This window comes from Verrucosispora sp. WMMD573, assembly GCF_027497175.1.
Lineage (GTDB): Bacteria > Actinomycetota > Actinomycetes > Mycobacteriales > Micromonosporaceae > Micromonospora.
The window spans coordinates 283,041-306,645 of record NZ_CP114901.1 but is presented as its reverse complement, the minus strand read 5'-3'; the positions used below and the strand labels follow the sequence as shown (position 1 = coordinate 306,645).

Annotated in this window: 23 protein-coding genes; 18 read left to right on the top strand and 5 right to left on the bottom strand. The window is 70.0% G+C overall.

Annotation, left to right across the window (positions count from 1 at the left end):
* Nucleotides 1-95: 95 nt before the first annotated feature.
* Nucleotides 96-2,210 carry a transglycosylase domain-containing protein gene (locus tag O7601_RS01450; RefSeq protein WP_281564509.1) on the top strand — a complete coding sequence of 705 codons (2,115 nt, stop codon included), beginning with the start codon at nt 96-98 and terminating at the stop codon, nt 2,208-2,210.
* 5 nt (nt 2,211-2,215) lie between these two features.
* Here the strand turns inward: O7601_RS01450 and O7601_RS01445 are convergent, their stop codons facing one another.
* Complete coding sequence (locus tag O7601_RS01445; protein ID WP_281564508.1) at nt 2,216-3,709, bottom strand: SDR family oxidoreductase; 1,494 nt, start codon at nt 3,707-3,709, stop codon at nt 2,216-2,218.
* Nucleotides 3,710-3,743: 34 nt separating this feature from the next.
* Here O7601_RS01445 and glyA point away from each other — a divergent pair, with 34 nt between their 5' ends.
* The 14 genes from glyA (at nt 3,744) to O7601_RS01375 (ending at nt 16,078) form a co-directional block, all read left to right on the top strand.
* Nucleotides 3,744-5,030 (top strand): serine hydroxymethyltransferase, encoded by a 1,287-nt coding sequence (glyA, locus tag O7601_RS01440; RefSeq protein WP_281564507.1) that lies wholly within the window; start codon nt 3,744-3,746, stop codon nt 5,028-5,030.
* Entirely contained in the window at nt 5,027-5,500 is a 474-nt protein-coding gene (locus O7601_RS01435; RefSeq protein ID WP_281564506.1) for a hypothetical protein, read from the top strand. The genes glyA and O7601_RS01435 overlap by 4 nt, the downstream gene beginning before the upstream one ends.
* Nucleotides 5,501-5,665: 165 nt before the next feature.
* Nucleotides 5,666-5,887, top strand: coding sequence for a hypothetical protein (locus tag O7601_RS01430; RefSeq protein WP_093405421.1), 222 nt, complete (start codon nt 5,666-5,668; stop codon nt 5,885-5,887).
* Nucleotides 5,888-6,709, top strand: a complete 822-nt coding sequence (atpB, locus tag O7601_RS01425) for a F0F1 ATP synthase subunit A (RefSeq protein ID WP_281564505.1) — start codon at nt 5,888-5,890, stop codon at nt 6,707-6,709. It begins immediately after the preceding gene.
* 95 nt (nt 6,710-6,804) lie between these two features.
* Entirely contained in the window at nt 6,805-7,026 is a 222-nt protein-coding gene (atpE, locus tag O7601_RS01420) for an ATP synthase F0 subunit C (RefSeq protein WP_013735640.1), read from the top strand.
* 29 nt (nt 7,027-7,055) lie between these two features.
* Entirely contained in the window at nt 7,056-7,586 is a 531-nt protein-coding gene (locus O7601_RS01415; protein ID WP_099850104.1) for a F0F1 ATP synthase subunit B, read from the top strand.
* Nucleotides 7,586-8,407, top strand: a complete 822-nt coding sequence (locus O7601_RS01410) for a F0F1 ATP synthase subunit delta (RefSeq protein WP_281564504.1) — start codon at nt 7,586-7,588, stop codon at nt 8,405-8,407. Before O7601_RS01415 ends, O7601_RS01410 begins: the two co-directional genes overlap by 1 nt.
* A gap of 91 nt (nt 8,408-8,498) precedes the next feature.
* Entirely contained in the window at nt 8,499-10,145 is a 1,647-nt protein-coding gene (gene atpA / locus O7601_RS01405) for a F0F1 ATP synthase subunit alpha (protein ID WP_281564503.1), read from the top strand.
* A gap of 9 nt (nt 10,146-10,154) precedes the next feature.
* On the top strand, nt 10,155-11,084 hold the full coding sequence (locus tag O7601_RS01400) for a F0F1 ATP synthase subunit gamma (protein ID WP_281564502.1): 930 nt from the start codon (nt 10,155-10,157) through the stop codon (nt 11,082-11,084).
* Nucleotides 11,081-12,538 carry a F0F1 ATP synthase subunit beta gene (gene atpD, locus O7601_RS01395; protein WP_269738055.1) on the top strand — a complete coding sequence of 486 codons (1,458 nt, stop codon included), beginning with the start codon at nt 11,081-11,083 and terminating at the stop codon, nt 12,536-12,538. The genes O7601_RS01400 and atpD overlap by 4 nt, the downstream gene beginning before the upstream one ends.
* Before the next feature lie 306 nt (nt 12,539-12,844).
* Nucleotides 12,845-13,993, top strand: coding sequence for an LCP family protein (locus O7601_RS01390; protein WP_281564501.1), 1,149 nt, complete (start codon nt 12,845-12,847; stop codon nt 13,991-13,993).
* Nucleotides 13,994-14,082: 89 nt separating this feature from the next.
* Complete coding sequence (locus tag O7601_RS01385) at nt 14,083-14,367, top strand: F0F1 ATP synthase subunit epsilon (RefSeq protein WP_281564500.1); 285 nt, start codon at nt 14,083-14,085, stop codon at nt 14,365-14,367.
* A gap of 12 nt (nt 14,368-14,379) precedes the next feature.
* A complete protein-coding gene (locus O7601_RS01380; protein WP_093405446.1) occupies nt 14,380-14,835 on the top strand; it encodes a DUF2550 domain-containing protein in 456 nt (151 codons plus the stop codon).
* Between the two features lie 655 nt (nt 14,836-15,490).
* Entirely contained in the window at nt 15,491-16,078 is a 588-nt protein-coding gene (locus O7601_RS01375) for a hypothetical protein (protein ID WP_281564499.1), read from the top strand.
* 320 nt (nt 16,079-16,398) lie between these two features.
* On the opposite strand, the gene O7601_RS01370 is transcribed toward O7601_RS01375, so the two are convergent.
* Both O7601_RS01370 and O7601_RS01365 read right to left on the bottom strand, forming a co-directional pair.
* The gene (locus O7601_RS01370; protein WP_281564498.1) at nt 16,399-16,794 is read right to left on the bottom strand and encodes a VOC family protein; all 396 of its coding nucleotides are present in this window, start codon (nt 16,792-16,794) and stop codon (nt 16,399-16,401) included.
* A complete protein-coding gene (locus tag O7601_RS01365; protein ID WP_281564497.1) occupies nt 16,791-17,363 on the bottom strand; it encodes a cob(I)yrinic acid a,c-diamide adenosyltransferase in 573 nt (190 codons plus the stop codon). The genes O7601_RS01370 and O7601_RS01365 overlap by 4 nt, the downstream gene beginning before the upstream one ends.
* On the opposite strand from O7601_RS01365, the gene murA reads away from it, so the two are divergent.
* Both murA and O7601_RS01355 read left to right on the top strand, forming a co-directional pair.
* On the top strand, nt 17,362-18,804 hold the full coding sequence (gene murA, locus O7601_RS01360) for a UDP-N-acetylglucosamine 1-carboxyvinyltransferase (RefSeq protein WP_281564496.1): 1,443 nt from the start codon (nt 17,362-17,364) through the stop codon (nt 18,802-18,804). The genes O7601_RS01365 and murA overlap by 2 nt on opposite strands.
* A gap of 73 nt (nt 18,805-18,877) precedes the next feature.
* Nucleotides 18,878-19,726, top strand: coding sequence for a 3-hydroxyacyl-CoA dehydrogenase family protein (locus O7601_RS01355; protein ID WP_281564495.1), 849 nt, complete (start codon nt 18,878-18,880; stop codon nt 19,724-19,726).
* A 41-nt stretch (nt 19,727-19,767) separates the two neighbouring features.
* Here the strand turns inward: O7601_RS01355 and O7601_RS01350 are convergent, their stop codons facing one another.
* Both O7601_RS01350 and O7601_RS01345 read right to left on the bottom strand, forming a co-directional pair.
* Nucleotides 19,768-20,616, bottom strand: coding sequence for an ABC transporter permease (locus O7601_RS01350; RefSeq protein WP_281564494.1), 849 nt, complete (start codon nt 20,614-20,616; stop codon nt 19,768-19,770).
* On the bottom strand, nt 20,613-21,461 hold the full coding sequence (locus O7601_RS01345; protein WP_281564493.1) for an ABC transporter ATP-binding protein: 849 nt from the start codon (nt 21,459-21,461) through the stop codon (nt 20,613-20,615). Before O7601_RS01345 ends, O7601_RS01350 begins: the two co-directional genes overlap by 4 nt.
* A 107-nt stretch (nt 21,462-21,568) precedes the next feature.
* Here O7601_RS01345 and O7601_RS01340 point away from each other — a divergent pair, with 107 nt between their 5' ends.
* A complete protein-coding gene (locus O7601_RS01340) occupies nt 21,569-23,572 on the top strand; it encodes a protein meaA (RefSeq protein ID WP_281564492.1) in 2,004 nt (667 codons plus the stop codon).
* The last annotated feature ends 33 nt before the right edge of the window (nt 23,573-23,605 follow it).

Here is a 23,605-nt window from a genome sequence, read left to right as displayed (position 1 = left end):
TCGGCGAATTTCATCCGGGTTTGAGGAAAGGCGCGGCAGAAAGGGCGATTAGCGCCATCCTGAGGGAGTCCTGACGGCTCCTGCGGGGAGAGCTGATGACCCGGGCGTTCCTGCCGAAGATGTTCACCGTACTGCTGGCCGGCACGCTGGCCGGCCTGGCGCTGGCGGTGGCGGCGTTGCCGGCCGCGCTGGTGTTCGGCATCGGATTCTCGGCCCTCTCCGCGCCCTACGCGGAGCTGCCGAACACGCTGCGGACGCCGCCGACCGCGCAACGATCCAACCTCTACGCCAACGACGGCACCACCCTGATCACCTCCTTCTACCAGGAGGACCGGGTCGATGTGCCGCTGGACGAGGTGGCGCCGGTGATGCGGCAGGCCATCATCGCCGCCGAGGACGCCCGCTTCCACGAGCACAGCGGCGTGGACCTGCGGGGCATCGTGCGAGCCTTCACCGCCAACCGGCGAGACGGCGCCACCCGGCAGGGCGCCTCCACGCTGACCATGCAGTACGTCCGCAACGTGCTGAGCACCGACCCTCGGCTCAGCGAGGCGCAACGGGCGGCGGCCACCGAGGTGAGCACCGGCCGTAAGGTCCAGGAGATCCGGTACGCCCTGGCGTTGGAGCGGGAGCTGACCAAGGAACAGATCCTGACCCGCTACCTCAACATCGCGTACTTCGGTGCCGGCGCGTACGGCATCGCCGCCGCCAGCAAACGGTACTTCTCCACCTCACCGGCGAAGCTCACGCTGGCCCAGGCGGCGCTGCTGGCCGGGCTGGTCCGCTCCCCGCACACTGACGACCCGATCAACGGGGACGCCGACAGCGCGACCGCCCGGCGCGGTTACGTGCTGGACCGGATGGTCGAGTCGGGCGTGGCCGCGCCGGAGGAGGCGACCCGGATCGCCGCCCAGCCGTTGGCCCTGCGGCCCAGCGAGACCCCGAACGACTGCACCGCGGTGCCCGAGGGACACAACGACTGGGGATTCTTCTGCGACTGGTTCACCCGCTGGTGGAACAGTCAGAAGGCGTTCGGCGCCAGCGTCGACGAGCGGCAGCGCACCCTGCGTCGGGGTGGGTTCAGCATCGTTTCCTCACTCGACCCCGGCGTGCAGCGGGCCACCACCGAACAGGTGCGGCGGGTCTATCCGGCGGAGCACCCACACGCCATGCCGACCGCGGTGGTCCAACCCGGCACCGGGCGGGTGCTCGCCATGTCGGTCAACCGGGTCTTCAGCGTGACCGCGAACCCGGGTGGACAGCAGAACCACCCCAACACCGTCAACCAACTCGTCGCCGGCGGCGGCACCATCGTCGGTTACCAGGCCGGCTCCACGTTCAAGCTCTTCACCATGCTGGCCGCGCTGGAGGCCGGGCTGCCGCTGAACACCGTCTTCGACGCGCCCCGGCGGATCGTGACCGACTTCCGGGTCAGCGGCAGCGAGGCGAACTGCGGCGGGTACTGGTGCCCGGAGAACGCCAGCGCCTCGGTGAGCGGCCGGCACGACATGTGGACCGCCTTCGGTGACTCGGTCAACACGTACTTCGCCTGGCTCACCGAGCGGGTCGGCGCGGACCGGGTGGTGGAGATGGCCGAACGACTCGGCATCGTGTTCCGGGCCGACGACGACGCCCGGCTGGCCCGGCACGGGGCACGTGAGTGGGGGCCGTTCACCCTGGGCGTGTCCGCGACCACCCCGCTCGATCTGGCCGGCGCGTACGCGACGCTGGGCGCGGAGGGCACCTGGTGCGCGCCCACGCCGGTCAGCTCGATCAGCGACGCGGACGGCCGCCGGGTGGCCGCCGGGCAGCCGGACTGCCGGCAGGTGCTCGACGTCGACGTGGCCCGGGCGGCGGCGGACGCGGCCCGCTGCCCGGTCGGCGACCAGTCCATGTACCAGGGCTGTGCCGGTGGCACGGCGACCGGGCTGCGCGGTCAGCTCGGCCGCCCGGTGGTGGGCAAGACGGGCAGTTCCGAGCGGTACGCCACGGAGACCGTCGTGGCGCTCACCCCGCAGCTGGCGGTGGCGGCGATGGCAGCCAACCCCGACGAGCCGCGCGACGGCGTCGGGCGCGCGGTGCAGACCGCCATGGTGGAGGCGGTCGGCGAGATCCTCTCCTACGCCCTGCGCGACGAGCCGGTCCGCGACTTCGTGCCGCCGAGCGAAATGACCGCCTGGCGGGTCACCGGGCAACGCACCGGCAACTGACCGCCTCAGCCGGCGGCCGGTCCGTGGGCCGGGGCGGCTGCCGCCAACCGCTCGGCGCCCTCGGCGATGTTGCGGGCCATCCCGCCGAAGACCACGGCGTGGAACGGGGTCACCGCAGCCCAGTAAGCGTGCCCGGCCAGTCCTCGGGGCAGGAAGACCGCCCGCTGCCGGTAGCTGACCTGACCGGTGTCGTCCTGTTGCACCCGCATCTCCAGCCAGGCCCGGCCGGGCAGCCGCATCTCGGCGCGCAGCCGCAGCAGTTCGCCGGGGATGATCTCCTCCACCCGCCAGAAGTCGAGTGCCTCGCCAATTTGCAGCCGGTGCGGGTTACGGCGGCCCCGCCGCAGCCCCACCCCGCCGACCAGCCGGTCCAACCAGCCGCGCACGGACCAGGCGAGCGGGAACGAGTACCAGCCGTTCTCTCCGCCGACCCCCTCGATCACTCGCCACAACGCCTCCGGCGGCGCCGTCACCGTCTGCTCCCGCAGGTCGGTGTAGGCGGTGCCGCCGCTCCAGTGCGGGTCGCTGGGCAGCGGCTCGGCGGGCGCGTCCGCACCGGCGGCGGTCGACCAGCGGGTCTCCACCTGGGCGCCACGTACCTTGGTCAGCGCCAACTCGACGGCCCGGTCGAAACCGGTGAGTCCGCCCGCCGGGTCCGGCAGGTACGTCGCGATGTCGTGCTCGTGCGCGACCGCCTCGTGTACCAGGCTCTCCACCAGCGGCCGGGCGAGCGCGTTCGGCACCGGGGTGACCAGACCCACCCAGTACGACGACAGGGTGGGCGTCAGCGGCCGGATCGGCAGCAGGAGCCGGCGGGAGAGCCCGGCGACCCGGGCGTAGCGCTGCATCATGTCGCCGAAGGTCAGCACGTCCGGACCGGCGATGTCGAAGGCCCGGTTGACCTCCGGCGGCAGTCCGGCGCTGCCGACCAGGTAGTACAGCACGTCGCGGACCGCGATCGGCTGGATCCGGTTGCTGACCCAGCGCGGGGTGACCATCACCGGCAGCCGCTCGGTCAGGTAGCGCAACATCTCGAACGACGCCGAGCCGGAGCCGAGGATCACCGCCGCCCGCAGCACCACCGTGGGCACGCCACTGTCCAGCAGGATCCGGGCCACCTCGGCGCGGGAACGCAGGTGCGCCGAGGCGACGTCGCCGGGTGCCGGCTCCGGTCCGCCCAGGTAGACGATCCGGCGTACGCCCGCGGCGCGGGCCGCCTCGGCGAAGGTCGTCGCGGCCTGCCGGTCGGCGGCCTCGAAGCCGGCCTGACCGAGCGAGTGCACCAGGTAGTACGCCACGTCGACGCCGTCGAAGACCCCGGCGAGGCTCTCCGGCCGGCTCAGGTCACCCTCGACCACCTCGACCTGCGAGGCCCACGGCACGTCGCGCAGCCGATTGGCCCGCCGCGCCAGGCAGCGCACCGGGTATCCCTCGTCCAGCAGGCGCGGCGCCAGGCGCCCGCCGATGTATCCGGTCGCTCCGGTCACCAGGCATCTCACGCCTCCAGTCTGCGGTCTCATAGACTCTGGCGCTGTGGAGACCGCCGAGGGCACCTTCTGGGGGCCGGACTTCGAGCAGCTCAGCACGGCCGACCCGGAGATCGCGGAGGTGGTGCTGGGCGAGCTGGACCGGCTGCGCGGCGGGCTGCAACTGATCGCCAGCGAGAACCTCACCTCGCCCGCGGTGCTGGCCGCGCTGGGGTCCACGCTCACCAACAAGTACGCCGAGGGCTATCCGGGCCGGCGCTACTACGGCGGCTGCGCGCAGGTGGACCGGGCCGAGGAACTCGGCATCGCCCGGGCGAAGGACCTTTTCGGCGCCGAGCACGCCAACCTCCAGCCGCACTCCGGCGCGAGCGCCAACCTGGCCGCGTACGCCGCCCTGGTGCAGCCGGGTGACACGGTGCTGGCGATGGAGCTGCCGCACGGCGGGCACCTGACCCACGGCAGTCGGGTGAACTTCTCCGGCCGGTGGTTCAAGCCCGTCGGCTACACCGTCGAACGGGACACCGAGCTGATCGACTACGACGAGGTGCGGGATCTCGCCCGTACCCACCAGCCGAAGATGATCATATGTGGGGCGACCGCGTACCCACGGCTTATCGACTTCGCCCGGTTCCGGGAGATCGCCGACGAGGTGGGCGCGTACCTGATGGTGGACGCCGCGCACTTCATCGGGCTGGTAGCCGGGCAGGCGATCCCGTCGCCGGTGCCGTACGCCGACGTGATCTGCGCGACCACCCACAAGGTGCTGCGCGGCCCGCGCGGGGGCATGATCCTCTGCCGGGAGTCGCTGGCCGAGCGGATCGACAAGGCGGTCTTCCCGTTCACCCAGGGCGGTCCGCTGATGCACGCCGTGGCGGCCAAGGCGGTCGCGCTGCACGAGGCGGCGCAGCCGGCGTACCGCAGTTACGCCGCGCAGGTGGTGGCCAACGCTCGGGCGCTCGCCGACGGGCTCGCGGCCGAGGGGATGCGGCCGGTCTCCGGCGGCACCGACACCCACCTGGCCCTGATCGACCTGCGGGGGACCGGGGTGACCGGCGCCGAGGCGGAGGCGCGGTGCGACGCCGCGACCATCACGTTGAACAAGAACGCGATCCCGTACGACCCGCAGAAACCGTTCGTCGCCTCCGGAATCCGGGTGGGCACGCCAGGCGTCACCACACAGGGCATGAGGGAGGCGCAGATGCGTCAGGTCGCCGGGTTGATCGCCCGAGCGGTGCGGACGGATCCGTCCGCCCCGGGTGGCGCCGACGAGCTGACCCGGATCGCCGCCGACGTGGCCGAACTGGCCGCCGAGTTTCCGGCGTACCCCCGATGAGCGCGCACCCTACGGGCGGACCCGGCGTACCCCCGGCGACCGCGCCCCGGGCCGGGGAGCCCGGTGCCATCCGGGCCCGGCTGCCGTACCTGCGCCTGCCGTTGCTGGCCTGTGCCGCGCTGGCTGTGGTCGCGGTACCGGCCGCCGCCGTGCTGCGCGGCCCGACCGGTGCGGCCGGGGTGGCCGCCGGCATCGCCCTGGTGATCGTCAGCTACCTCATCTCGGGTCTCTCGGTGGCCTGGGCGGACGCCGTCCACCCGCGACTGATCATGTCGGTGGGGTTGGTCACCTACGCCACGAAGATCGTCATCCTGGGGGTGGCGATGGCGGCCGTGGCGGCCACCGGCTGGCCGGGCCTGCCGGACATGGGTGCGGCCATCATCGCGGCCGTGCTGGTGTGGACCGGTGCCCACCTGACCTGGGCGTTGCGTTCCCCGCTGCCCAGCGTGGACCGATCGTCGAATCACTGACCGTACGGCTGGAGTTTCCCCGGCGTTTCGTCGGCCTGTCCGGCTGGCCGGACAGGAGTAGGCTAACCCCGGCTTGACGCGCCGCATTCGCCGCCCGCACGCTGCTCGCAGTGTGGGGGGTGCCGCACACTCGCGAAACACCCGGCTGATAGTGTTCGCCTCGTCATGGCCGACAACCCACACCGCAGAAGCCCCGACGAACACTCGTCGGAAGGTGTCGCCGGAGCCGTCCTCGGCTACCTGCTCGCCGGCATCGTGGTGTGGGGATTCCTCGGCTGGTTGGCGGGGGAGTTCCTGGGCCTGCCGACCGGCGTCGGAATCGCCGTCGGCATGATGCTCGGCGCAGCCGGAGCGATCTACCTGATCATGAAGAGGCTCAGTGCCTGAGTGCCGGCACGCGCGGGTCTGTCGAGTGCGGAGGATGACACGGTGAGCGGACAGTTTATCGCCGCAGAGGGCCTGCCCTGGCCCCCCAAGGTCGATGACTTCTACCTGCCGGATCTCGCCGGCCCGTGGGTCACGAAGTTCACGCTGATGATCTGGCTGGCCGTCGGGCTTCTGATCATCTTCTTCATGGCCACCTACCGGAACCCGAAGCTGGTGCCGAGCAAGGGCCAGTGGTACGCGGAGTCGATCTACGGCCTGGTCCGGGACAACATCGCCCGCGAGCAGATGGGCAAGGACGGCATCCGGTTCGCGCCCTACTTCACCGTGCTGTTCTGCTTCATCGCGGTGACGAACCTCTTCGGCGTCACCCCCGGGTTGCAGATCTCCCCGAACTCGCACATCGCCTTCCCGATCGTGCTGGCCGCGATCACCTACGTGATGTACCTCTACATCGGTGTCCGCAAGCAGGGTCTGGGCCGCTACCTCAAGCAGAGCCTGATCATTCCCGGTGTGCCGTGGCCGATGCACTTCCTGCTGATTCCGATCGAGTTCCTGCAGAACTTCATCAACCGGCCGGTCACCCTGGCGGTACGACTCTTCGCCAACATGTTCGCCGGGCACCTGATCCTGCTGGTGTTCACCGTCGGCGGCTTCGTGATGCTCGCCTCGGACAACATCTTCGTCCAGGTGACGTCGGTCTTCTCGTTCCTGATGGCGATCCTGATGGCCTTCTTCGAGGTGCTCGTCGCGCTGTTGCAGGCATACGTCTTCGTCACCCTGACCGCCAACTACATCGGCACGTCGCTCGCCGACGGGCACTGACCCACAGACCTCGGCGGGCCGCCCGGCCCGACCAAGCTTCCGGTACGACCGCGTACGCGTGAGGACTCACGCGTCTACTAGGAGGAATACCCGCAATGGACGTTATTGCCGCCATCGAGGGCAGCGTCAACACCATCGGTTACGGTCTCGCCGCCATCGGCCCCGGCATCGGTGTCGCCCTGGTCTTCGCGGCCTACATCCAGGCCAGCGCCCGCCAGCCGGAGTCCGCCGGCTACAACCGCACCTGGCTGGTCCTGGGCTTCGCGCTGGTCGAGGCGCTCGCCCTGTTCGGCCTGGTGCTCGCGTTCGCAGTCTGACGTAGCCCGACGCGACCCGGAGGTCTGACATGTATGTCGCCGCTGAAGGTGTAGAGCACCACCCGCTCGTGCCGATCTGGCAGGAGCTCGTCGTCGGGACGATCGCCTTCGCCCTGCTCTGCTTCGTGCTGCTCAAGTTCGTGATGCCGCGCATGGAGGCGATGTACCAGGCGCGGGTCGACGCGATCGAGGGCGGCCTCAAGCGTGCCGAGGCCGCTCAGGCCGAGGCCAACCAGCTGCTGGAGCAGTACCGGGCCCAGCTCGCCGAGGTGCGTACCGAGGCGGCCCGGATCCGGGACGACGCCCGCGCCGACGCCGAGTCGATCCGGACGGAGATCCTGGCCAAGGCCCGGGAGGAGTCCGACCGGATCATCGCCGCCGGCCGGGAGTCGCTGGCCGTGGAGCGCCAGACCATCGTGCGCGAGCTGCGCGCGGAGGTCGGCGGCCTCGCGGTCGACCTGGCCAGCCGGATCGTGGGCGAGTCGCTCGCCGACGAGGCCCGCCGTAAGGGCACCGTCGAGCGGTTCCTCACCGATCTCGAGAGCGCGGGGGCCCGCTGATGCAGGCCGCCAGCCGGGAGTCCTACGCCGCCGCGCTCGCGCGGCTGGAGGAGTACGTCGCCGGCGCCGAGCCGACGACCGTGGCCGGCACCGGTGCGGAACTGCTCGCCGTCGCGGACCTGCTGCGGCGGGAGGTCCGGCTGCGCCGGGCGCTCTCCGACCCGGCCCGTGAGGGTGCGGACCGCGCCGGCCTGCTGACCTCGGTGCTCTCCGGCAAGGTCGGTGCGGACACGCTCGACCTGCTCGGCACCCTGGTCGCCGGCCGCTGGTCCGCGCCGTCGGAACTGCTCGACGGCGCGGAGGGTCTCGGCGTGCAGGCGCTGCTGGCCAGTGCGGACCGCGCCGACGAGTTGGGCGAGGTGGAGGACGAGCTGTTCCGCTTCGGCCAGGTGGTCGCGGCGGACCCGCAGCTGTCGAACGCCCTGTCCGACCCGATGGCGCCGGTGGCGCAGCGGGCCGAGCTGGTCGGGATGCTGCTGACGGGCAAGGCCCGGCCGGTGACGGTGCGGCTGGCGGAGGCGGCGCTGGCCGGCTTCGGTGGTCGGTCGTTCACCGCCGCGCTCTCCCGGCTGGTGGAGCTGGCGGCGGAGCGGCGGGACCGGCAGGTCGCGTACGTGACGGTTGCCGCACCGCTCACCGAGGAGGAGGAGCGGCGCCTGGGCGATCGGCTATCCGCCATATACGATCGACAGGTTGCTGTCAAGCTTACGGTTGACCCGACGATCCTCGGTGGAGTGAGCGTACGGGTGGGTTCGGACCTCTACGACGGGACGATCCTGCGCCGCCTCAACGAGACCCGCAACGCGCTCGCGAAGCGCTGACCAGCACCGCGCGAAGCGCCCGGAAAGACAGTCGACCCGAGGACCGGTCGGTACTAGGTATCCCGGGCCCTGATACTTAAGGAAGCAGAGGATGGCCGAGCTGACCATCTCGACGGAGGAGATCCGCGGCGCCCTGGAGCGCTACGTCTCCTCCTACTCGCCCGACGTCTCCCGTGAGGAGGTCGGCACCGTCGCCGACACCGGCGACGGCATCGCCCACGTCGAGGGCCTGCCCTCGACCATGACCAACGAGCTGCTGGAGTTCGAGGACGGCACGCTCGGCGTGGCGCTGAACCTCGACGTCCGGGAGATCGGTGTCGTCGTCCTCGGCGACTACTCCGGGCTGGAGGAGGGGCAGCGCGTCAAGCGCACCGGCCGGGTGCTCTCGGTGCCGGTCGGCGACGCCTTCCTGGGCCGCGTGGTCAACGCGCTCGGCCAGCCGATCGACGGCCTCGGCGAGATCGCCGACGAGGGCTACCGCGAGCTGGAGCTGCAGGCGCCCAACGTGATGGCCCGGCAGTCCGTCTCCGAGCCGATGCAGACCGGCATCAAGGCCATCGACGCGATGACCCCGATCGGTCGGGGCCAGCGGCAGCTGATCATCGGTGACCGGAAGACCGGCAAGACCACCGTCGCGCTGGACACCATCCTCAACCAGCGGGAGAACTGGGCCTCCGGCGACCCGAAGAAGCAGGTCCGCTGCATCTACGTCGCCATCGGCCAGAAGGCCTCCACCATCGCCGGCATCAAGGGCATCCTTGAGGAGGCGGGCGCGATGGAGTACACCACGATCGTCGCCTCCCCGGCGTCGGACCCGGCCGGCTTCAAGTACCTCGCCCCCTACACCGGCTCGTCGATCGGCCAGCACTGGATGTACGGCGGCAAGCACGTGCTCGTGGTCTTCGACGACCTGAGCAAGCAGGCCGAGGCGTACCGGGCCGTGTCGCTGCTGCTGCGTCGCCCGCCGGGCCGCGAGGCGTACCCGGGTGACGTCTTCTACCTGCACTCCCGGCTGCTGGAGCGCTGCGCGAAGCTCTCCGACGAGATGGGTGGCGGCTCGATGACCGGCCTGCCGATCATCGAGACCAAGGCCAACGACATCTCGGCCTTCATCCCGACCAACGTCATCTCGATCACCGACGGTCAGATCTTCCTGGAGACCGACCTTTTCAACCAGGGCGTCCGGCCGGCGATCAACGTCGGTACCTCGGTCTCCCGGGTCGGCGGCGCCGCCCAGGTGAAGCCGATGAAGAAGGTCTCCGGTTCGCTGCGGCTCAACCTCGCCCAGTTCCGTGAGCTGGAGGCGTTCGCCGCCTTCGCCTCCGACCTGGACAAGGCCTCCCGCGCCCAGCTGGACCGCGGTGCCCGGCTGGTGGAGCTGCTCAAGCAGCCGAACTACTCGCCGTACCCGGTGCAGGAGCAGGTGGTGGCCGTCTGGGCCGGCACCGAGGGCAAGCTGGACGACGTCCCGGTCGGTGACGTGCGGCGCTTCGAGACCCAGTTCCTGGAGCACCTGCGGCGCAAGCACAACGCCACGCTCCAGGCGATCGCCGACAACAAGTGGGACGACGACATCATCGCCACCCTCGACTCGGCGGTCGTGGAGTTCAAGCAGGGCTTCCTCGGTCGCGAGGACGAGCGCACGATCAACGAGGCGCCGGCGGCGCCGCTGGAGGGCGAGGCCGAGCACGAGACGGTCACCCGCTACAGCGGCGAGGCTCCGGCCGAGAAGCAGTAGGGCCGGGCCATGGCGGCGCAGGTACGTGTTCTTCGTCAACGGATCCGCTCGGCGAAGGGGATGAAGAAGATCACCAAGGCGATGGAGCTCGTGGCGACGAGCCGGATCGCCAAGGCCCAGGCCCGGGTGGAGGCGTCCCTGCCGTACGCCCAGGCCGTCACCGGCGTGCTCACCGCGCTGGCGTCCAACGCCTCGGTCGACCACCCGCTGCTCACCCCGCGCGAGCGGGTGCGGCGGGCGGGCGTGCTGCTGGTGACCTCCGACCGCGGCCTGGCCGGTGGCTACAGCTCCAACGCCATCCGGACGGCGGAGTCGCTGATCGCCCGGCTCAAGGCCGACGGCAAGGAGCCGGTGCTCTACGTCATCGGACGCAAGGGCGTGTCGTTCTACCGGTTCCGCAACCGGCCGATCGAGGCGAGTTGGACGGGCTTTTCGGAGCAGCCGTCCTTCGCCGACGCCCGCGAGGTCGGTGAGACCCTGATCAAGGCGTTCACCGCCGGTGCGGACGACAGCGACGGCGATCCGGGCCCGGACGGGGTACGCGGAGTGGACGAGTTGCACATCGTCTACACCGAGTTCAAGTCCCTGATGACCCAGAACCCGATCACCCGCATCATCGGGCCGTTGCAGATCGAGGAACGGCCCCGGTCGGAGGGTGCGCTGCCGGCGTACGAGTTCGAGCCGGACGCGGAGGCGCTGCTCGACGCGCTGCTGCCGAAGTACATCAACACGCGGATCTACGCGGCGTTGCTGGAGTCGGCGGCCAGCGAGTCGGCGGCCCGGCGACGGGCGATGAAGAGCGCCACCGACAACGCCGAAGAGATGATCGACAAGTACACGCGTGAGATGAACTCGGCCCGCCAGGCCGGGATCACCCAGGAGATCAGTGAGATCGTCGGCGGCGCGAACGCGCTGGCCGCGTCGGGAAGTGAAGTGTGATGACTGTTTCCACTGCTGCTGGAGGACCAGCCGAGACCAAGACGGCCACGGGTCGTGTGGTCCGGGTCATCGGCCCGGTCGTCGACGCCGAGTTCCCGCGCGACGCCATGCCGGACCTGTTCAACGCGCTGCACGTGGACGTGACCCTGTCCGGCGGTGAGAAGACGCTGACCCTGGAGGTCGCCCAGCACCTGGGTGACAACCTGGTCCGCGCCATCTCGATGCAGCCGACCGACGGCCTGGTGCGCGGTGCCGACGTGCGGGACACCGGCGGTCCGATCAAGGTGCCGGTCGGCGACGCGGTCAAGGGCCACGTCTTCAACGCCATCGGCGAGTGCCTCAACCTCACCGAGGGCGAGACCATCCAGGCCGACGACCACTGGGGTATCCACCGCAAGGCCCCGGCCTTCGCGGACCTGGAGCCGAAGACCGAGATGCTGGAGACCGGCATCAAGGTCATCGACCTGCTCGCGCCGTACGTCAAGGGCGGCAAGATCGGCCTGTTCGGCGGTGCCGGGGTGGGCAAGACGGTGCTCATCCAGGAGATGATCACCCGGGTCGCCCGTAACTTCGGTGGTACCTCGGTCTTCGCCGGCGTGGGTGAGCGCACCCGTGAGGGCAACGACCTCATCCACGAGATGACCGACTCCGGCGTCATCGACAAGACCGCTCTGGTCTACGGCCAGATGGACGAGCCGCCGGGCACCCGGCTGCGGGTCGCGCTTTCCGCGCTGACCATGGCGGAGTACTTCCGTGATGTGAAGAAGCAGGAGGTGCTGCTCTTCATCGACAACATCTTCCGCTTCACCCAGGCCGGTTCCGAGGTCTCCACCCTGCTCGGCCGGATGCCCAGCGCGGTGGGTTACCAGCCGACCCTGGCCGACGAGATGGGTGAGCTCCAGGAGCGGATCACCTCCGTTCGGGGCCAGGCCATCACCTCGATGCAGGCGATCTACGTGCCGGCGGACGACTACACCGACCCCGCGCCGGCCACCACGTTCGCCCACCTGGACGCGACCACCAACCTGGAGCGGTCCATCTCAGACAAGGGCATCTACCCGGCGGTGGACCCGCTGGCCTCCTCGTCGCGGATCCTGGCCCCCGAGTTCGTCGGCCAGGAGCACTTCCAGGTGGCCAGCGAGGTGAAGCGGATCCTCCAGCGCTACAAGGACCTGCAGGACATCATCGCCATCCTCGGTATCGAGGAACTCTCCGAGGAAGACAAGATCACGGTCCAGCGGGCCCGGCGGATCGAGCGCTTCCTGTCGCAGAACACCTACGCGGCGGAGCAGTTCACCGGCGTGCCGGGCTCGACGGTCCCGATCAAGGAGACCATCGAGGCGTTCCGCAAGATCAGCGAGGGTGAGTACGACCACTTCCCCGAGCAGGCGTTCTTCATGTGCGGTGGGCTCGACGACCTGGAGAAGAAGGCCGCCGAGCTGATGAAGGGCTGACCTTCGCGCCTCGCACCTCCGCAAGACACGAAAAAAGAAGGCCGCCCCGGTAACCCCGGGGCGGCCTTCTGTTCATCTTTGCGACGTACCATCGCCGCTGCCCGGTGACCCGTGCTCGGCGATCACGCCGAACGCGAGATACCGTCGGTGCGATGTGCAGGAAGGCAACCCGCGCTGTGTCAAGGCACAGCGCGGTGCAAGCCGTGGGACACCGCACAGCCACGCTCATGCGCCGATGAGCGTTGATTGGTTAAACCATTCGGCCCCGCGCGCCCGTACTTCCCCCGGGGGGCGCGACGAACGGAGATGCTTGTGGGTAAGGCCGGCAGACGCGGCAAGCGCGGTGGGCGCTCGTCGGTGTGGCGGGGCGTGCCCCGCTGGGCGCAGCTCTGCACCATCTTCGGCGTCGTCCTGATGGTGCTCAGCGGGACCAGCCTGGTGGGCGCGGAGGCGCTGATGGCCCGCTACGAGGGCGCGGTCGGCAAGGCGGACCTCTTCGGCGACCAGGCGGCCGGTGCGGCCACCCCCAAGAGCGACATCAAGGGCCCGCTCAACATCCTGCTGGTCGGCATCGACCCTCGCGACAAGGACACTCCGCCGCTGTCCGACGCGATCATGGTGCTGCACGTGCCGGAGGAGATGGACCGCGCGTACCTCTTCTCCCTGCCGCGCGACCTCTACGTGGAGATCCCGCCGTTCGAGAAGGCCGACTTCCCCGGCGACACCACCAAGCTGAACGCGGCTATGTCGTACGGCAGTCGGGTGCCCGGCGGAAAGCCGGACGCGGCGAAGGGCTTCGAGTTGCTCGCCCTCACCGTGCAGCGGGTCACCGGCATCAAGCGGTTCGACGCGGGCGCGATCATCAACTTCTCCGGCTTCCAGAAGATCGTTGATGCCATGGGCGGTGTCACGATGAACATCGAGCGGGAAGTCCGCTCGGAGCACCGGGAGCCGAGCGGCAAGCACCGTCAGGGCAAACCCGGCGGCGGCGGGTACGTCGGGCCGCAGGCGGTCTACCCGAAGGGCAAGCAGCACCTGAGCGGTTGGCAGGCGCTGGACTACGTCCGCCAGCGGTACCCGGAGAACGGTGTCCCCGACGGCGACTACGGCCGGCAGCGACACCAGCAGCAGTTCGTCAAGGCGATGGCGGGTCAGGCACTCAGCGCCGACGTGGTGACCAACCCGGTCAAGCTGGACAAGGTGCTCCGTGCGGCTGGCGAGTCGCTGATTTTCAGCGGCCGGGGGCACAGCGTGGTCGACTTCGCCGTCGCCCTCAAGGACATCCGTCCCGGCAACATCCAGATGATCAAGCTGCCGGGCGGCGGAATCAAGGAAAACGGCAAGTACCTCGGTGAACAGTTCGCGCCCGAGGTGGACGACTTCTTCGTCGCTCTGGAGCGGGAGCTGTTGGACCCGTTCCTACTCGAACATCCGAAGCTGGTGAACCGGAGCTGATCGTGGCGCGGGTCTTGGCACCCGCCTGAAGAACAGGTCCCGGGCGCGACTAGAATTTCCCCAATCCGCCGCCTCAGCAAGGAGACAGCGTGGCAGAGCAGCTTAACGTCCAGCTCGTGGCCGTCGAGGAAAAGGTCTGGTCGGGCATGGCCGAGATGGTCATGGCCCGGACGACCGAAGGTGAGCTGGGTGTGCTGCCGGGGCACGCGCCCCTGCTTGGCCAGCTCGCCGAGCCCGGCCAGGTACGCATCAAGCTTCCCGGGGGTGAGCAGCTCAGCTACGACGTGGCAGGCGGCTTCCTCTCGGTCAGCGAGCAGGGCGTGACGGTACTGGCCGAGACCGCCACTCCGGCCTCCGCAGCCTCCGGCAACTGAGCCGACCCGCCGATGGAGATCGTCGAAGGGGTCGGAATCGGCGTCGCCGTGCTCCTCGGCGCGTTCCTGTTTCTCTTCATCCGGCGGGCTCTGGTCACCCGTAGCGGAGGCATCATCCGGCTCAGTGTCCGGACCTCCACCATGCTCGACGGCCGCGGCTGGTCACCCGGCTTCGGCCGCTTCGTCGGCGACGAACTCCGCTGGTACCGGATGTTCAGTTTCGCCGTACGCCCCAAACGGGTGCTGTCCCGTGAAGGGCTGGCGGTCGAACGACGGCGACTGCCCGAGGGGCAGGAACGAATGTCCATGCCGGCCGACTGGATCATTCTCCGCTGTACCAGTCGACACGCCCCGGTTGAGATCGCCATGGCACGATCCACCGTCACCGGGTTTCTCTCCTGGCTTGAGGCCGCCCCTCCGGGGGCGGTCTCGCCACGTATGGCCTCCCAAGACTGGCCCGCCGCCTGACAGCCCCAGCCCCACACCCCCGCCGCTCCTCGTTGATCATGAGGTTAGCGGCGTTTTTGATCTCCAGATCTGCCGCTAACCTCATGATCAACGCTGTGGGGTGTGGGGTGTGGGGTGTGGGGGGTTTGGGTGTGGGGTGTGGTTCCGGGTGGTTGGGAATGGTCCCTGCCCCGGCGTGGTGGGCCACACCCTTGTCGGCGGAGGTGTCGGCGTTCGGTGTGGATCTTGGGGCGTTTCTGCCCTCTGGTGGGCGGTTTCGGACCAAGATTGCGGGTTGTTGGGGGTTGGGATGGGGTTCCGGGCGTTCGGTTGGGGTGGAGTGGGTGGCGGGGTGGGGGTGTTGGACGGGTCTGAAGGGGTGAGGACGATCGCCGGCCAGGGGCGGGTCGTGCCTCGGGAATGGTGCGGGCCGGCGGGTCGTTGAACACTCCCGAACGGCCGTGAACGACTGCCCGCCGCCGCGGGTGGCCCCCGGGAATGGTGGCGGGTCGGTGGTCGTTACACATGGTCCCGGCGATGCGAAGCGGCCCTATCGGCCCCGCGTCCCGGAGATCTTTTCCCCCTCTTGAAAGCTTGAGCGCCTTTCTGGTGCTTGCGTACGCCTGACTGACCCCCTCGGTGCGGGTGTGCGTCGACCCCCGGATGGAGCTTTGTCATGAACACGATGCTGCGGAAGAGTGTGTTGGGTATTGCGGGTGTGGCGTTCACCGGTGGTCTGTTCGCCGGTCCGGTGGCCGCTCACGCCGACACCACCCCCGTGAAGACCGTTGCGGTCGCGGTGGTGCAGGCTGACAAGCCGGACGCCAGCAAGCTGCTGCCGCACGGCGTCCCGTCCAACCAGTCGACGATCGAGCTGAATGATGAGCAGGTCGGTAATGTGAAGGCGATCATCGCGGCGACGAAGAAGGCCGGTATGGACGAGCGGGCCGCGGTGGTGTCGATCGCGACCGCGCTGCAGGAGTCGAAGCTGGAGAACCTGGGTCACCTGGGTGACCGCAACGACCACGACTCGCAGGGCCTGTTCCAGCAGCGCCCCTCAAGCGGCTGGGGCACGGTGGAGCAGATCACCGACCCCGAATACTCGACCCTGGCCTTCCTCAAGGCCCTCAAGCAGGTCGACGGCTGGCAGGACATGCCCCTGACCGAGGCCGCGCAGACGGTGCAGGTGTCGGCCTACCCCGACCACTACGCCCAGTGGGAGCAGCAGGCCGCCGACCTCGTCGCCCAGCACTGGACCAGCTGACCACCACCAGCCAACAACCGAAGACATTCCTCCACAGGGGGAGCAAGAACCGCTGGCCGGCACCCGATACCCGGGTGCCGGCCAGCGGCATATCCAGCAACAACAGACAGCAGACAGCAGACAGCAGGATCCTGGGCCGGCTGGCCTACCTTCGCGCGCAGGCGGACCAGGTCAGGCTGGGGGCGACCGTGCCCGGCGCAGGGATCAAGCCTGACCACCCCGGAGCCGGGCACGGCAGCCCCCAGCCCTCAACCGCAACCACCCCGGACGCTGGCCCCCCAGCCCCCAACCGCAACCACCCCCGAACGCACAGGGAGAGTTCAGCCCGAAGCCACCAACTCCACCTCGTATCCCTGCCCGTCCGCCAGATACCCGGCGTACGTGTCGGGCCCGCTGGCGTACGGGTGCCGGTCGGCGAAGAGCAGCTCCCAGCCGTACGCCGGCGCCTGCTCGACCAGCCGGTCCACGGCGGCGGCCGAGCCGGCGTGGAAGGCCAGGTGGTTGAGGCCGGGGGCGAGCCGGTCGTGACGTCCGCCGGTGAGCGCGGGTGATGCCTCCAGCACCAGGTAGGTCGGGCCGAGTCGCCAGGAGTGGCCGACCGGCCACTGCTGGAACGACGTCCAGCCCAACTCGCCGAGCAGCCAGCCCCAGCTACGCATCGCGGCGTTCAGGTCGGGTATCCAGACCTCCACGTGGTGCAGTGCACCGAAGGTCATCGGCCTCCGCCCGGCACCCATAGCACGTCTCCGTCCGGATTTGCCGTTCTTGACAGGATAAAGAGCAGATCCGACAGCCGGTTGAGATACTTTGCCGGGAGGTGGCTGGTCCGGTCGGGGTCATGGGTGATGAGCGCCCAGGCCGACCGCTCGGCGCGCCGGGCGATCGTCCGCGCCGCGTGCAGCAGCGCCGCGCCTGCGGTGCCGCCGGGGAGGATGAAGGAGTCGAGCTTGCTCAGGCGCGCGTTGAACTCGTCGCACCAGCCCTCAAGGCGCTCGACGTATCCCTCCGTGACCCGCAGCGGCGGGTACTTCGGATCCGGTTCGACAGGCGTGGACAGGTCGGCGCCCACGTCGAACAGGTCGTTCTGGATCGACCCCAGCACCGTGCGAAGTTCGTCCGGTAGCTGGCCCAGAGCGAGTGCCACGCCGAGCGCGGCGTTGCACTCGTCGACGTCGGCGTACGCGGCGATCCGCGGATTGTTCTTTGGCACCTGCTCGTTGTTGCTCAGCCTGGTCATGCCGGCATCGCCGGCCTTGGTGTAGATGCGCGTGAGGTGGACGGCCATGACGCACAGCCTACGGATACCGGACCTGACGATCCCGGCCCGGCCGGACGCCGGAACGGGTTGGCCTGCGGGCGTCGGCCCGGGTGACGCCGGTGATTCCGCGATCGCCGACGTCGACGTCATCCGGGTACGCGGCGGCGCCCGACTCGCCGGCACCGTGCACGTGGTCGGTGCGAAGAACTCGGCGCTCAAGCTGATGGCCGCCGCGCTGCTCGCTCCCGGCCGCACGGTGATCACCAACGTGCCGCGGATCACCGACATCGCCATCATGGGTGAGGTGCTGCGCCGCCTCGGCTGCGGCGTACGGTTCGACGCCGACGACCCGGTCGACCCGATGGTGGCGGTCGGTGGGGTGGCCCGGTCCCGGTCGGTCGTCATCGACGTGCCGGAGCAGGCGGGCGTCGAGGCCGACTACGACCTGGTACGCCGGCTGCGGGCGTCGATCTGCGTGCTGGGGCCGTTGCTGGCCCGACGCGGGTACGTGCGGGTAGCCCACCCGGGCGGTGACGCGATCGGCTCGCGGGGTCTGGACATGCACATCTCCGGGCTGACCCGGATGGGTGCCGACATCTCCGGCGAGCACGGCTTCGTGATCGCCTCGGCCCCTGACGGGCTGCGGGGCGCGGAGATAGTGCTGGACTTTCCCAGCGTCGGGGCGACCGAGAACCTCATCATGGCGGCGGTGCTGGCCGAGGGCACCACCGTGATCGAGAACGCGGCCCGTGAGCCCGAGATCGTCGACATCTGCACGATGCTCCAGCGGATGGGCGCGCTGATCGACGGGGAGGGCACCTCGACCATCACCATCGTCGGCGTACGCCGGCTGAGTCCGGTCCGGCACGCCACGGTGGGGGACCGGATCGTCGCGGGCACCTGGGCGTTCGGTGCCGCGATGACCCGCGGCGACGTCACCGTGACCGGCCTGGATCCCGCCTTCCTGGAGGTCGCGCTCGACAAGCTGGTGACGGCCGGTGGCGTGGTGGAAACCCATGCGGACAGCTTCCGGGTACGCCTGGACGACCGGCCCCGGGCGGTGGACGTGGTGACGCTTCCCTATCCGGGCTTCGCCACCGATCTGCTGCCGATGGCGATCGGGCTCGCGGCGCTCAGCGAGGGTGCGTCGCTGATCACCGAGAACATCTTCGACGGCCGGTTCATGTTCGCCAACGAGATGATGCGGCTGGGTGCGGACATCAAGACCGACGGGCACCACGCGGTGGTGCGTGGCCGGGATAGGCTCTCCGGCGCTCCGGTACGCGCGACCGATATCCGGGCCGGCGCCGGGCTCATCATCGCCGGGCTCTGCGCCGACGGGGTGACCGAGGTGTCGCACGTGCACCACGTCGACCGGGGCTACCCCGACTTCGTGGCCGACCTGCGGGCGCTGGGCATCGAGGTGGAGCGGGCCACCGCACCGGAGGAACCCGAGCTGACCATCTGAGTGACTTAGCCATCGTTCAGGCTCGCCGACTAGGGTGCAGGCAGACACTCATTCGCAGCGAGGGAGAAGCAGCATGGCGGGTCGACTCGCGGTCGTCGGTGCCGGTCTGATGGGTTCGGGCATCGCCCAGGTGGCGGCGCAGGCCGGCTGGCAGGTGGTGCTGCGGGATCTGGACGAGACGGCGACGAAGCGTGGTCTGGACGGCATCCGGCGGTCGCTGGCGAAGTTCGCGGAGAAGGGCAAGCTCACCGACGACGAGGTCGAGGCGACTCTCGGGCGGATCACCCCCACCACCGAGCTGGAGGCGGCCGGCGACGCGGACATCGTCATCGAGGCGGTCTTCGAGAAGCTGGAGATCAAGCACGAGGTGTTCCGCGCGCTGGACAAGATCTGCAAGTCGGACGCGGTGCTGGCCACCAACACCTCGGCGATCCCGGTGACCCAGATCGCGACTGCCACCGAGCGCCCGGAGGTGGTCGTCGGCACCCACTTCTTCTCGCCGGTGCCGATGATGAAGCTCTGCGAGCTGGTGCGCGGCCACAAGACCAGCGACGCCACGCTGGAGCGGGTGAAGTCCTTCGCCGAGGAGATCGGCAAGACCGTCGTGGTGGTGAACCGTGACATCGCCGGCTTCGTCACCACCCGGTTGATCTGCGCCCTGGCCATGGAGGCGGTCAGGCTGGTCGAGGCGGGCGTGATCTCCGCCGAGGACCTGGACACCGCCTGCCGGCTCGGCTTCGGGCACGCGATGGGTCCGCTGGCCACGGTCGACCTGACCGGTGTCGACGTGCTGCTGAACGCGACCCGCAACATCTACACCGACACGGCCGACGAGAAGTTCTTCCCGCCGGAGCTGTTGCAGCGGATGGCCACCGCGGGCGATCTGGGCCGCAAGACCGGCCAGGGCTTCTACGCGTACTGACGCCGCTGTTGGGGGAGGGTCGGTCGGGCCCTCCCCGTGGCTCAGCCGTCGCGGCGGGTGGTCCAGCGGAAGGTGGTCAGGCAGAGCACCAGACCGATCACGCACCAGACGCCCAGCACCAGGGCGACCCGGGTCAGCTCGAACGAGCCGCCGGGTTCGTCCGCGCCGAAGCTCTCCGGCAGGAAAACCGCCCGGAGGCCCTGGCACATCCACTTGAGCGGGAACAGCGCCGCCACCTGCTGCATCCAGGTCGGCAGGTTGGTGAAGACGAAGAACACCCCGGAGATGAACTGGAGCACGAGCGCGACCGGGGTGACCACCGCCGACCCGCTGCGCGCGGTCCGGGCCAGCGACGAGATGGCGATGCCGCACAGCGTGCAGGCGGTCACCCCCAGGGCGCTGACCCACCCGAAGGTCAGCCAGGCCGTGGTGGTGGCCGGCAGATCCAGGTCGAACAGTGTCACCGAGACCGCGAGCAGCAGCGCGGTCATCACGATGCCGGTCACCAGCACCATGATCACTTTGCCGGCGAACCAGACCCACTTCGGCATCGGCGTGCCCCGATAGCGCTTGAGCACCCCCCGGTCCCGCTCGATCGGGATCCAGATGCCGAGGTTCTGGAAGCTGACAGTCATCAGGCCGGTCGCGATCATGCCGGTGATGAAGTACTGCGTGTAGCTCACCCCGGGCGCGATCTCCTCGTCGAAGATCGACGCGAAGATCAGCACCATGATGAGGGGGAAGCCCAGCGTGAACACGACGGACTCGCGGCTGCGCAGGAACTGCCGGATCTCCAGCCGCCCCTGACGCAGGGCGAGGCCGGCCGGGCCGCTGCGCCGGGCGGAGGCTACGGCGGTGACCGGTTCCGCCGGTCTCGTCGTGGTGGTCATCGGTGTCCGATCATCGTCAGGTAGATGTCCTCAAGAGTGGGCCGGGTGACGGTCAGGCCGGGTACCTCACCGCCGAACCGCGCGGCGAGTTCCGTCACCAGCGCCGTCGGCGTCGCGCTCTGCGCGCTCTCCAGGGTGCCATCGGGGGTACGCCAGGCGACCGTGGCCAGCGCCTCCTGCCGGTTGCCGAGCTGGTTAGGGGCGGCGACCTCGACCAGCCGGCCACCGGCGATCACGCCCACCCGGTCGGCGAGCGCCTCCGCCTCGTCCAGATAGTGCGTGGTCAGCACGATTGTGGTGCCGGCAGCGGCGAGATCGCGGATCAGCTCCCAGAACTCGCGCCGGGCCTCCGGGTCGAAGCCGGTGGTCGGCTCGTCGAGGAAGAGCAGCTCCGGGCGGCCGACGATGCCGAGCGCCACGTCGAGCCGGCGCTTCTGGCCGCCGGAGAGGGTGTGCGTACGGGCGCGGGCCTTGGCGGCCAGCCCGACCCGTTCGATCACCTTGTCGGGGTCGTCGGCGTCGGCGTAGAAGCCGGCGAAGTGGTGCACCACCTCGCCGACGGAGAGTTCGTCGAACTCCCCGGTGCCCTGGAACACGATGCCGACCCGTCCCCGCCAGTCGCGCGTCGGGGCGGCCGGGTCGACGCCGAGGACGCGTACCTCGCCGGCGTCGCGCTGGCGGTAGCCCTCCAGGATCTCCACGGTGGTGGTCTTGCCGGCGCCGTTCGGCCCGAGCAGCGCGAACACCTCGCCCCGGTGGACGTCCAGGTCCAGGCCGGCGACCGCGAGACTGTCGCCGTACGCCTTGCGCAGCCCCCGGACGCGGATCGCGACGTCGTCACTCATGTCGTCAAGTGTGCGGCCCGCCGGCACCCGGCGTCCGCACCGGGGGTGGTGGCGGCTGTGTGGTTTTGCACAACCCGCTCTACTGGACGGTAACTTAAACTCCGGCCATGGATGAGAAGGCACTCCCGGGCCGGCTGCCGGAGCGCGACCGCCCCTGGGTGATGCGCACGTACGCGGGGCACTCCTCGGCCGCCGCGACAAACGCACTCTTCCGTCGCAACCTGGCCAAGGGACAGACCGGGCTGTCGGTCGCCTTCGATCTGCCGACCCAGACCGGGTACGACCCCGACCACGAACTCGCCACCGGCGAGGTCGGCCGGGTCGGCGTGCCGGTGTCGCACCTGGGCGACATGCGGGCGCTCTTCGACGGCATCCCGCTGGCCGAGATGAACACCTCGATGACCATCAACGCGCCGGCGATGTGGCTGCTCGGCCTCTACAACCAGGTCGCCACCGAGCAGGGCGCCGACCTGGCCCGCTGCGCGGGCACCACCCAGAACGACATCATCAAGGAGTACCTCTCCCGAGGAACGCACATCTTCCCGCCGGCCGCCTCGCTGCGCCTGACCGCGGACGTGATCGCGTACACGCTGCGCGCCATGCCCCGCTGGAACCCGGTCAACATCTGCTCGTACCACCTTCAGGAGGCCGGGGCCACGCCCGTGCAGGAAGTGGCGTTCGCGCTGGCCACGGCGGTGGCGGTGCTCGACACGGTGCGTGAGAGCGGGCAGGTGCCGGCGCAGCGGATGGGCGACGTCGTGCAGCGGGTCTCATTCTTCGTCAACGCCGGAGTGCGCTTCGTCGAGGAGATCGCCAAGATGCGCGCGTTCGGCGCGTTGTGGGACGAGATCACCCGCGACCGGTACGGCGTCGAGGACCCGAAGCAGCGCCGCTTCCGGTACGGCGTGCAGGTCAACTCGCTCGGCCTGACCGAGGCCCAGCCGGAGAACAACGTGCAGCGCATCGTGCTGGAGATGCTCGGGGTCACCCTCTCGCGCGGGGCCCGGGCCCGAGCGGTGCAACTGCCGGCCTGGAACGAGGCGCTCGGCCTGCCGCGTCCGTGGGATCAGCAGTGGTCGCTGCGCATGCAGCAGGTGCTCGCGTACGAGTCGGATCTGCTGGCGTACCCGGACCTGTTCGACGGCTCGCACGTGATGACCGCGCTGGTCGAGGGGATCGTCACCGGCGCCCGGGCCGAGCTGGCGACGGTGCTGGAGATGGGTGGCGTGGTCGCCGCCGTGGAGACCGGGTACCTCAAGAGCGCCCTGGTCGCCTCCCTGGCCCACCGGCGGCGACGGATCGAGGCCGGCAGCGACGTCGTGGTCGGCGTCAACCGGTTCACCGAGACCGAACCGTCACCGCTGACCGCCGCCGGTGCCGAGGCGGTCGTGCAGGTCGATCCCGCCGTGGAGGTCGCCGCCTCGGCAGCCGTACGCGCCTGGCGGACCGACCGCGACGCGGCGGCCGTGGACGCGGCCCTGGCCCGACTGCGCGCGGACGCCGCGACCACGACCAACCTGGTGACGGCCACCCTGGAGTGCGTCCGGGCGGGCGTGACCACCGGCGAGTGGGCGGCGGCCCTGCGTCGGGTCTTCGGCGAGTACCGGGCCCCGACCGGGCTGACGGGCGGGTCCGCGAGCGGCGCTGACGAGGGGTTGGCCGAGGTCCGTGCCCGGGTCGCCGCCACCGCCCGCGACCTGGGCAGCGGGCGGCTGCGACTGCTGGTCGGCAAGCCGGGGCTGGACGGGCACTCCAACGGCGCCGAGCAGATCGCGGTACGCGCCCGCGACGCCGGCTTCGAGGTGGTCTACCAGGGCATCCGGCTGACCGCAGGGCAGATCGTGGCCGCCGCGGTGGAGGAGGACGTGGACCTGGTGGGGCTCTCCGTGCTCTCCGGCTCGCACCTGGCGGCGGTGCCGGCGGTGCTCGACGGGCTGCGAGCCGCCGGCCGACCGGATCTGCCGGTGGTGGTCGGCGGCATCATTCCCGCCGGGGACGCCGAGCGCCTGCGCGCGGCCGGGGTGGCGCGGGTGTTCACCCCGAAGGACTTCGCCCTCACCGACATCATCGACGAACTGGTCACGGTCATTCGGCAGGCGAACGAGCTGTGACGCGCGGATCCCGGCAGTTGGCCGGGATCCGCG